The sequence below is a fragment of the Thermus sp. genome, from assembly GCF_037444525.1.
GTDB lineage: Bacteria > Deinococcota > Deinococci > Deinococcales > Thermaceae > Thermus.
On the sequence record NZ_JBBIMD010000074.1, the window covers coordinates 1 to 9,757 of the forward strand.

The window sequence follows — 9,757 nt, forward strand, 5'->3', positions numbered from 1 at the left end:
GAGCAGGGCCTGCAGAACCTGGGTTACCGTTTCCCTCACTGCTTCCCTCAAGATCATCTGGAGGGTATCCTGATCCATGGGGTACCTCCTCTCCCGTTGGTACCCCCATTCATACACATACCCTTACACATAATTCCTTACACGACCAAAGGGGGGCTTAGGTAAACTTGAGTAAACTTGAAGGGTATGACGGAGAAGAACCTCGCCCGCTTCTACGCCATCGCCCAAAGGATCTGGAGCCAGCTTCCTCCAAGCGCCCGCTTCCGCCCCCTCGAGGACGGCAAGGTCCTCGCCCGGCACCAGGCCTTCCTCGAGGGCCTGGTGGACGAGCTGGTGCAGGGCTTCTACGACACCCTCTTCGCCCACCCGCCCACCCGTTCTGTTTTCCGGGAAGGGGAGAGGCCCCTTAGGGAGAAGACCTTGAGGGACTGGTACCTGCGCACGGTGCGGGGGCCCTTCAACGGCCAGTACTTTGCCTGGCAGGCCCTGGTGGGGCTCGTACACGTGCGCCGCCGGGTGACCAACGCCATGATGGCCGCCATGTGGAACTGGCTGGTGGAGCGGGTGGTGGAGCGGGCCTACGCCGCCTTTCCCCCGGAGGAGGCCAAGGCCCTGGAGGGGGCCTGGCGGCGGCTTGGCTTCACCGTGGCCGCCTTAATCGGGGAAGAGTACCTGGATGCCTACCTCGAGGCCCTGGCCGAGGCCCAGGGGCAGGACCCCCAGGCCTTCCGCGCCTTGGCCCAAAAGGAGGCGGAGCGCCTCCTCCAGGAGATCACCCCCCGGTGAACCTCCCCCGCCTCCTCCTGGCTGCCCCCCACTCGGGGGCGGGGAAGACCACGGCCGCCCTGGCCCTCCTCTTGGCCTTTAGGGAGCTAGGGCTTAGGGTGCAGCCCTTCAAGGTGGGGCCGGACTACATTGACCCCACCCACCTGGAAAGGGCGGCGGGCAGGAGGCCCTACAACCTGGACGGCTTCTTCCTAGACGAAAGAGGCCTCCTCGCCCTCTTCCGCCACGGGGCGAGGGGGGCGGATCTCGCCCTGGTGGAAGGGGTGATGGGCCTCTTTGACGGGAAGGACCCCTTGGGGCGGGTGGGCTCCACGGCCCAGGTGGCTGCCCTCCTAAAGGCCCCGGTGGTCCTGGTGGTGGACGCCGGGGGGATGGCGGGCTCCATCGCCCCCCTGGTCCTGGGCTTCGCCCGCCACCATCCGGAGGTGCGGGTGGTGGGGGCCATCGCCAACCGGGTGGGCTCGGAAAGGCACGCGGGGATCCTCAAGGAGGCCCTCGAGGCCCACGGCCTTCCCCTCCTGGGCTGGCTTCCCAAAGACCCTGCCCTGGAGCTTCCCGAGCGGCACCTGGGCCTGGTGCTTGCGGGGGAGGCCGAGCCCGACTGGCAGGCCCTGAGACGGCTACCCCGGCTGGACCTGGAAGGTCTTCTCCGCGTAGCCCAAGGGGCCCCGCCCCTCCCCGAGGCCCCGCCCTTCCTTCCGGAAAAGGTTCCCCCAAGGCTCCGGGTGTCCTACGCCTGGGACCGGGCCTTCCGCTTCCACTACCCCGAGGCCCTGGAGCTCTTGGAGGCCCTGGGGGCGGAGCTCCTTCCCTTCAGCCCCCTGGAGGACGAGGCCCTGCCCCAGGCGGAAGCCCTCCTCCTCGGGGGCGGCTATCCTGAACTCTTCGCAAAGAGGCTTTCGGAGAACCGGGCCATGCGGGCCGCCATCCGCGCCTTTCCCGGCCCCATCGTGGCCGAGTGCGGGGGGTACATGTATCTGGCGGAGGGGCTTTGGGTGGGGGAGAGGTTCTTCCCCATGGTGGGCCTGGCCCCGGGAAGGGCCCATATGGCGGACCGGCCCGTCCTGGGCTACCGGGAGGTGGAGGCCCTAAGGGATAGCCCCGTGGCCCGGAAGGGGGAAAGGCTTAGGGGCCACGAGTTCCACTACGCCCGGCTTCCCTCTTCCCCAAGCCCCGCCTGGCGCCGGGTGGGGGGGGAGGAGGTGGAGGGGTGGACGGACGGGAGGGTCTTGGCGAGCTTCGTCCACCTCTACCTCCCCGCCCACCTGGAGGCCGCCCGGAGGCTTCTGGCCCAGGGTGGGGCAAGGCACTTTCAAAAATAAAGTGCCAGGGTAACTTGGGCCCATGGAGCTCGGTCTCTACACCTTCGGCGACCGTACCCTTGACCCGGAGCTCGGCCGGGTCCCAAGCCCGGAGGAGCGCCTGAAGCGCCTTCTGGAGGAGGCGGAGCTTGCGGACCAAGCGGGGCTTGCGGTTTACGCCATGGGGGAGCACCACCGTCCGGACTACGTGGTCTCGGCCCCTGCGGTGGTCCTTTCGGCCATGGCCGCCCGCACCAGGAGGATCCGCCTTTCCAGCGCGGTGAACGTCCTGAGCTCGGACGACCCCATCCGCCTCTTCCAGCAGTTCGCTACCTTGGATCTCCTCTCGGGAGGGCGGGCGGAGATCATGGTGGGCCGGGGCTCATTTATCGAGTCCTTTCCCCTTTTCGGCTACGACCTTAAGGACTACGAGGCCCTCTTTGAGGAGAAGCTCGCCCTCCTCCTCAAGCTCCGGAGGGAGGAGCGGGTGGACTGGCCAGGAGGGCGCTTCACCCGGCCCATCCCTGGCCTTGGGGTCTACCCGAGGCCCCTCCAGAACCCCCTGCCCCTCTGGGTGGCCGTGGGGGGGACCCTGGAGTCCGCCCTTCGGGCCGGGCGGCTTGGCCTCCCCATGGTTCTCGCCATCATCGCGGGGGACCCCAAGCGCTTCCTCCCCCTGGTGGAGCTCTACCGGGAAACGGCCCACGCCCACGGCCACACTCCCCGGCTGGCCCTAGCGGCCCACGGCTTTCTGGCCGAGGACGACCAGGAGGCCTTCCGCTTGGCCCTGCCGGCTTTCCTCGAGGTCATGAACCGCATCGGCCGGGAGCGGGGCTGGCGCCCCTTGACCCCGGCCTACTTCGCCCGCTCCCGCACCCTGGAGGGAGCGGACTTCATCGGTAGCCCCGAGCGGGTTCTGGAAAAGGCCCTCCACTGGCGGGAGCTCTTTCGGCCCGAGCGGCTTCTCCTCCAGCTCACCGTGGGCACCCTGCCCCACCGGCGGGTCCTCCGGGCCATAGAGCTCCTAGGGGAAAAGGTCCTCCCGGCCCTTCGGACCCCGTCGCCTGCGGCCTAGGCCCCCACCCCCGCCCGCAGGATGGGCACCAGCTCGGGGCGCACCAGCTCCGGGGGTGGGGCTTTGCCTTCCCGAAGGAGGGCCCGCACCCGGGTCATGCTGATGGAAAGGCGCTGCTCCTTGTGCCCCTCGGGGCAGGTCCTCTCCGAGGCGATCCCCCCGCAGAGGGGGCAGTGGAAGACCGCCCCTACCCGCACGATTTCTATCCCTAAAGGGGGAAGCCGGTCAAAGATGCGGTGGGCGGCGTAGGGCTCGTAGAAGTCCCCTACCCCCGCGTGGTCCCGCCCCACGAGGAAATGGGTGGCCCCGAAGTTCTTGCGCACCAGGGCGTGGAAGACCGCCTCCTTAGGCCCGGCGTAGCGCATGGGGGTGGCGAGGCCGAAGAGGGCCACCCTTTCCGCCGGCAGGAAGTGCTCCAGGAGGTAGCGGTAGGCTTCCAGGACCGTCTCCACGGGGAAGTCGTCCGCCTTCTTGGCCCCCAGGATGGGGTGGACCAGGACCCCGTCCCCGAGCTCCAGCCCCAACCGGATGAGGTACTCGTGGGCCCGGTGGGGGGCGTTGCGGGTCTGGAAGGCCACCACCCGCTTCCAGCCCCGGGCGTGGAAGTAGGCCCGGGTTTCCTCTGGGGTCTTCTCCAGGGGGGTGCGGGGCCGGGGCTTGAGGAGGGCCACCCGCCCCCCCAGGGCGTAGGGCCCCTTGGCGTAAAAGCGGGCCACCCCGGGGTGGGCCTCGCTCTCCGTGCCGAAGACCGCCCGGGCCAGGGCCCTTAGGTCCAGCTCAAAGGCCTCCTCCACCTCCAAAACCCCCACGGCCTCGCCCCCATGGCGGAGGGCCAGCCGGTCCCCGGGGCCCACCTTGGGCTTTTTGGGGAACTGGAGGAGGATGGGGATGGTCCAGACCTCCCCCGTGGGCAGGCGCATCTCGTGGGCCACGGAGAGGGCTTCCTCCCGCGTGAGGAAGCCCTTCAGGGGGTGGAAGGCCCCCGTGGCTAGGTTTTCCAGGTCCAGCCGCTCGTCCTCCCCGATCTCCACCGCGCCGTCCCAGGTCATCCCGCCACCTCCAGGGTTTTCAGGGTTTGCACCAGGGGTTCGAAAGCCTCCACCACCTTTCCCACGAGGAAGAGGGCAGGAGGGTGCACCACCACCTGCCCCTTGGCCACCGCCCCCAGGGTGGCCCGCACCCGCCGCTCCTTAGGGGTGGTGGCCCTTTCCACGAAGAGGCAGAGTTCCAGGGGGTTCCGCCCCAGGCGGATGAGCTCCCTTGCGATCCAGGCCCGCCTTTTCGCCCCCATGAGGATGAGGAGGGTAGGGGCCTGGGCGAAGGGCGCCAGGTCCGGGTACCCCCCGCCCTCCAGCACCCCCGAGACCACCGCGAACCCGTGGGCCAGGCCCCGGTGGGTGAGGGGCACCCCTGAGGCCAGGGCGCTGGTCACCCCCGGCACCACCTCGCAGGGGATGCCGTGGGCCAGGAGGAAACCGAGCTCCTCCCCGCCCCGGCCGAAGACGAAGGGGTCACCCCCCTTGAGGCGTACCACCAGGGGGTAGGCCTGGGCGTAGCGGAGGAGGAGGGCGTGGATGGCCTCCTGCTTATCCCCTTCCCCCTCCTCTTTCCCCACGTCCACCCGCTCTCCCCGGACGAGCCCTAGGACCCGTTCGTCCACCAGGCGGTCGTGGAGGACCACAGGAGCCTCCTTGAGGAGGCGGTGGGCCTTCAGGGTGAGGAGCTCCGGATCCCCAGGGCCTGCCCCCACTAAGTAGACCCTACCCATGGACCACCCCCCGGTAGATGAGCTGGCCCCCGATGAAGAGGAGCCAGAGGAGGAGGGCCACCCTCAGGGGCTCCTGGGGCAGGCGGGTGGCGAGGAGGGCCCCCAGGGTGCTTCCCAGAACCCCTCCCAAGGCTAGGGAAAGGAGGAGGGCGGGGTCCACCGCCCCCAGGGCCAGGTGGGCCCCTCCGCCCAAGAGGGCTAGGAAGAGGCCGAAGAGGAGGTCGGTACCCACCGCCTTTTGGGGGGAGAGCCGGGTGGCGAGGAGGAGGAGGAGGGTGCCCAAAGCCCCCGCCCCCGCGGAGGAGAAGCCCACCTCGAGGCCAATCCCGAGGGCGGCCGGGGGCAGGAGCCAGGGCCTTTCCCGCCCTTCTGCCCGCCTCAGGCCTTTGAGGAGGCCAAGCCCCGCGGAGAGGACCACCGTGAGGCCCACCAGGAGGAGGACCAGATCCTTAGCCCCCTTGAGGGCCCAAAGGGCTAGGCTTCCCAGAAGAACCCCAGGAAGCCCTCCAAGGAGGAGGAGGCCTAGGGCCCGCCCCTCCACCTGCCTCCGAAGAAGGTACACCCCCCCGGCCGGGACCTTCACCAGGAAGCCGAAGACGAGGGCGGTGCCCACCGCCACCTCCGGGGGTAGGCCCAGGGCCAGGATGAGGAGGGGGGCGGTGAGGGTTCCTGCTCCTACCCCCGTGATCCCGATGGCGAAGGCGATGAGGAACCCTAAGGTGAAGGCCATCCGGCTAGCCCTCCTTGGGATGCAGGTGGATGCCGCACTCCAGCTTTCCCTTCCCCGCCCAGCGGCCGGAGCGGGGGTCCGAGGGGTCCAGGGGCTTCACTGTGCAGGGGGCGCAGCCGATGGAGAGGTACCCCTCCTCGTACAGGGGCAGGAGGGGCAGGTCGGCCACCGCCAGGTAGGCGAAGACCTCCTTCAGGCTCCAGTCGTAAAGGGGGTTCACCTTGGTGAGCGTTTCCCCCGTGGGCAGCTGGGCCTTCTCCAGGGGTTCCAGGTGGGCCCGGGTGGGGGACTGCTCCCGCCTTAGGCCCGTGAACCAGGTGTCGTACGCCCTCAGGGCCTGAAAGAGGGGGCCTACCTTGCGCAGCGCGCAGCACCGGTCGGGGGCGGTCTCGTAGAGGAGCCCGAACCGGGCTTCCTGCTCTTCGCGGGAAAGCTCCGGAAACAGGTTGACCAGCCGGAAGCCCAGCCTCTTTTGGAGTTCATCCCGATAGGCATAGACCTCGGGAAAGTGGTAGCCCGTGTCCAGGAAGAGCACGGGGATATCGGGTCTGGTCTTTAAGAGCAGGTGGAGGACCACCACGTCCTCGGCCTGGAAACTGCAGGTGAAGCAGGGGGCCTTGGCCCCTTCCAAGGCCTTGGCGATCCAGGTCTCGGCCGAGCTCACCTTGTCCACGGCGCCACCTCCGCAAGAAGGGTTTCTATGCGTCTTCTTGCCTTTTCTGCACCCTCTTTGGGGTCCAGGTCCAGCTCCTCCAAGGCCAGGTCGGCGATGCGGTACCAGAGGCGTTTTCGCTCCTCAAAGCTAGGGATCTGGGCGATCCTGGGCCTGAGGGTGTGGAGGTAGGCCACCAGCGTCCCCAGGCCCTCGGGGAGGAGGAGGGCCAGGCGCTCCTTTAGCCGTACCGCCAGGGCGGGGGCGGCCCCGGAGGTGGAGAGGGCGGCGATGAGGGGCCCTCGCCTTAGGACCGCGGGCAGGATGGCGCTGGCGTTTTGGGGGTCGTCCACGGCCACCAGGAAGACCCCGTGGGCCTCGGCCTCCCGCCGGAGAAGGGGGTTTAAGGCCCGGTCCAGGCTTACCGCCAGGAACTGTCCTTTCAGGTCTCCCTCCTGGTAGCTCCGCCTTAGCCAGCAGAGGAGGCCGGCTTCTTCCTTTTCCGCCAGGCCCCAGCGGTCCTCCCCGGGCCAGAGGACGGTCAGCCGGGCCCCCGCTTCAAGGAGGGCCTGGAGCTTGGCCTCCGTTTCTGCCCCTCCAGCCACCAGAAGGACGGGCCTGCCCTTAAGGTCCAGCATCAGGGGGAAGTAGCCCATGCCACCTCCTTGCGGAAGGCCTGGAGCATAGCCCCAAGCCGCTCGCTTTCCGAGAGGAAAAAGCGCTCCACCCCCCATTCCCTTAAGGCGTCGGCGGTGACCCGGCCCACGGCCAGGGGGAGGACCCGGGTGTTCAGGGCCTGGCGGAGGGCTTCTGGGTCCTGGGCTCCTTCAAAGAGGAACTCCACCTGGATGGCGGCCACGAAGGCCACCGCCTCCACCTGGCCTTCCCGGATGGCCTCTTCCAGATGCCGGATGCCCTCGAGGTCGGGGAGGTGGCGGTAGGGGAGGAGGGGTAGGACGCGGTAGCCTCGTTCCTCCAGGGCCCTTTCCAGAAAGGGCAGGGGTTTACCGTAAAGCTGGAGGGCGGCCCGGCCGGGGCCCTCGGGGAGGAGGGGGAGGAGGCTTGGAGAGGTCCCGTCCCCCACGGCGTGGGGGGGAAGGCCTAGGGCCCTTAGGGCGCGGGCGGCCTTTCCCCCCCGGGCCAGGCGGTGGGCCTGCTGGAGGGGGCCCCTGAGGTCCAGCCCCAGGGCCTCCCCGGCTTGGAGGAGGTCCTTAACCCCCACCCCGGTGGTGGCGAGGAAGAGGTCCACACCCCAGGCCAGCGCCTCTAGGGCCTCTCGGTACTCGGGGACGGGGACCTTTTCCGTGGCCTGGACGGGGAGGAGGAGGGGGGTGAAGCCCAGTTTCTCTGCCAGGGCTTTGAACTCATCCTTTCGCCTCAGGCCGGCATAGGCGATGCGCATCTTGCACCTCCTAAACCGCGCACTCTCCGCGCCCGAGGGCCACGCTGAAGGCCTGCCCTTCCGCTCCCAGGTCCTCGTAGAGCGTGGGGTCCTCCTCGTAGGGGGGGATCTCCTGGAGATCAGCCAGGAGGGGCTTGAAGGAAGCCACCCCTACCCGCTCCAGGAAGGCCTGGAAGCTTTCCCCGTTCTGCCGCTCCGCTTGGTAGCGCCTTAGGATCCGCTCCACGGCCTCGGGTACCCGGCGCGCGGGGATGCGGCCCACCACTTGGCCGAAGCGAGCTTCTCCCTCCCGGGTCCTGCCCCCCAGGAGGAGGGTGTAGTGGGGCGCTTCCCGATCCCCCACCTTGCGGCTTGCCCCGTAGAAGCCGATGTCCGCGATGTGGTGCTGGCCGCAGGAGTTGGGGCAGCCGGAGATCTTGAGGCTGATGGGGCGCATCCCGGGGTCCTGGACCAGGGGCAGGGCTTGGAGGTGTTCCCCTAAGGCGGCGGCCAGGCCTCGGGAGCGGGTGATGGCCAGGTTGCAGGTGTCGGCCCCCGGGCAGCGGGTGATGTCCAGGAGAGTGTGGGCCCCCGCTTGAGCCAGCCCCGCTTCCAGGAGGGCCTCGTAAAGGCTCCCCAGGGCCCACTCCGGCACGTGGCGCAGGAGGAGGTTTTGGCTGATGGCGCTCCGCACCTCCCCCGCGTAGGTCTCGGCGATCCCCGCCAGGGCCCTCAGGCCCTCCGGGGTGATGTCCCCTAAGGGGAGGCGTACGGTGACGGTGTAGAAGCCCTCCTGCTTTTGCCGAAAGAGGTTGGTCCGGCGCCACTCCCCAAACCCCGGGGCAAAGGAGACGGGTTTCCGGGGCGGGTTGGGGAGGGTAGGAGGCGGGGGGTCTTCAGGGGGGGTCCAGGCCTCGAGGTCGGCCCCGCTGGCGGTGAGCTTGACGATGCGCCGTTCCTCCTGCACCGCCTCCCGAAACTCGGCGATGCCCCACTTCTTCACCAGGAACTTGAGCCGGGCCTGGGTGAGGACCTTGCGGTTGCCGTAGCGGTCAAAGAGGCGGACGATGGCCAGCATGGTGGGAAGGAGGTCCTCCTCCGGGGTGAAGGGCTCTAGGAGCTCCGCCGCCATGGGGGCCGCCCCTAACCCCCCGCCCACGTAGATGCGAAAGCCCCGCTTTCCCCCCTCCACCGCGGCCACCACCCCGATGTCGTGGATGGCCGTGCGGGCGTGGTCTGTTTGGCACCCCTCAAAGGCGATCTTGAACTTGCGGGGCAGGTTCTGGCCCACGGGGTGCCGGAGGAAGTAGCGGTAGGCCCGCTCCGCATAAGGGGTCACGTCAAAGGGCTCCTCGGGGGAGACCCCGGCATAAGGGCAGCAGGTGATGGCCCGGATGGAGTGCCCGCAGGCCTCCCGGGTGGTGAGGCCCACGCGGTTCACCGACCGCAGGACCTGGGGCACGTCCCGCCGGTGCACGTGGTGGAGTTGCACCGCCTGGCGGGTGGTCACGTGGGCCAGGCGGTTTTCCGCGTAGCGCTCCGCCACCTCCGCCAGGACCCTAAGCCCTTCCGGGGTGATCCGCCCTGCGGGGAGCTTGATCCGGATCATGTGGTGTTCTGGGCGGCTCCGGATGCCGTAGATGCCGTTTTTCAGGCGGTAGACCCGGAAGTCCTCCGGGTCCTCCGCCCCCGCCTCGAGGCGGGCGATCATCCCTTCCAAGTACCGGATTTCCTCCTCCGCCAACCGGTCTAGCATCCCGCACCTCCCCCGCCCTTGGGGGCGGTTGGGGCTCAGTATACATATGAGCTTATGAAAGTCAAGGGTATAATGCGACTCTTCCCGAGCACTTTCACCTGGCTGTACCTGGGGTTCCCCTTTAGGATCTATAACTCCTGGGTAAAGCCTGCATTGGGATGGACGGTGGATACGGCTTGTGGATTCGGCTTTCGCGCGCTATTATTAAAGGTGATAAAGGAGGTAAGGCGAATGAAGGTCCCGAAAAAGGTTGCTTTGGCCCTCGGCCTCTTCCTTCTCGCCGCTTGCGGTGGCCCGGGTGGGAGCGG

The 9,757-nt window shown here is 68.6% G+C and carries 11 protein-coding genes; 4 read left to right on the plus strand and 7 right to left on the minus strand.

From position 1 onward, the window contains the following. The first annotated feature begins 186 nt into the window (after positions 1 to 186). From WKI94_RS10560 to WKI94_RS10570, 3 genes are read left to right on the plus strand one after another with little or no spacing between them, the layout of a single operon-like run. Complete coding sequence (locus WKI94_RS10560) at positions 187 to 786, plus strand: protoglobin domain-containing protein (RefSeq protein ID WP_337845697.1); 600 nt, start codon at positions 187 to 189, stop codon at positions 784 to 786. Then, positions 783 to 2,108, plus strand: a complete 1,326-nt coding sequence (locus tag WKI94_RS10565) for a cobyrinate a,c-diamide synthase (RefSeq protein WP_337845698.1) — start codon at positions 783 to 785, stop codon at positions 2,106 to 2,108. Before WKI94_RS10560 ends, WKI94_RS10565 begins: the two co-directional genes overlap by 4 nt. Positions 2,109 to 2,130: 22 nt before the next feature. Beyond that, the gene (locus tag WKI94_RS10570) at positions 2,131 to 3,162 is read left to right on the plus strand and encodes an Atu2307/SP_0267 family LLM class monooxygenase (protein ID WP_337845699.1); all 1,032 of its coding nucleotides are present in this window, start codon (positions 2,131 to 2,133) and stop codon (positions 3,160 to 3,162) included. Here WKI94_RS10570 and WKI94_RS10575 read toward each other — a convergent pair. The 7 genes from WKI94_RS10575 to WKI94_RS10605 are packed head-to-tail and all read right to left on the minus strand — an operon-like array spanning position 3,159 to position 9,449. Then, on the minus strand, positions 3,159 to 4,211 hold the full coding sequence (locus WKI94_RS10575) for a sulfate adenylyltransferase (RefSeq protein ID WP_337845700.1): 1,053 nt from the start codon (positions 4,209 to 4,211) through the stop codon (positions 3,159 to 3,161). The genes WKI94_RS10570 and WKI94_RS10575 overlap by 4 nt on opposite strands. Further along, positions 4,208 to 4,930, minus strand: a complete 723-nt coding sequence (cobA, locus tag WKI94_RS10580; protein ID WP_337845701.1) for a uroporphyrinogen-III C-methyltransferase — start codon at positions 4,928 to 4,930, stop codon at positions 4,208 to 4,210. The genes WKI94_RS10575 and cobA overlap by 4 nt, the downstream gene beginning before the upstream one ends. Continuing rightward, the gene (locus tag WKI94_RS10585; protein WP_337845702.1) at positions 4,923 to 5,660 is read right to left on the minus strand and encodes a sulfite exporter TauE/SafE family protein; all 738 of its coding nucleotides are present in this window, start codon (positions 5,658 to 5,660) and stop codon (positions 4,923 to 4,925) included. The genes cobA and WKI94_RS10585 overlap by 8 nt, the downstream gene beginning before the upstream one ends. A gap of 4 nt (positions 5,661 to 5,664) precedes the next feature. Then, a complete protein-coding gene (locus WKI94_RS10590) occupies positions 5,665 to 6,333 on the minus strand; it encodes a phosphoadenylyl-sulfate reductase (protein ID WP_337845703.1) in 669 nt (222 codons plus the stop codon). Continuing rightward, positions 6,321 to 6,968 (minus strand): bifunctional precorrin-2 dehydrogenase/sirohydrochlorin ferrochelatase, encoded by a 648-nt coding sequence (locus tag WKI94_RS10595; protein WP_337845704.1) that lies wholly within the window; start codon positions 6,966 to 6,968, stop codon positions 6,321 to 6,323. The genes WKI94_RS10590 and WKI94_RS10595 overlap by 13 nt, the downstream gene beginning before the upstream one ends. Further along, a complete protein-coding gene (locus WKI94_RS10600; protein ID WP_337845705.1) occupies positions 6,950 to 7,714 on the minus strand; it encodes a uroporphyrinogen-III synthase in 765 nt (254 codons plus the stop codon). The genes WKI94_RS10595 and WKI94_RS10600 overlap by 19 nt, the downstream gene beginning before the upstream one ends. A gap of 10 nt (positions 7,715 to 7,724) precedes the next feature. Continuing rightward, a complete protein-coding gene (locus WKI94_RS10605) occupies positions 7,725 to 9,449 on the minus strand; it encodes a nitrite/sulfite reductase (protein ID WP_337845706.1) in 1,725 nt (574 codons plus the stop codon). A 54-nt stretch (positions 9,450 to 9,503) separates the two neighbouring features. On the opposite strand from WKI94_RS10605, the gene WKI94_RS10610 reads away from it, so the two are divergent. Then, positions 9,504 to 9,757 (plus strand): hypothetical protein (locus WKI94_RS10610; protein ID WP_337845707.1); only part of this gene is annotated, 254 nt, incomplete at its 3' end.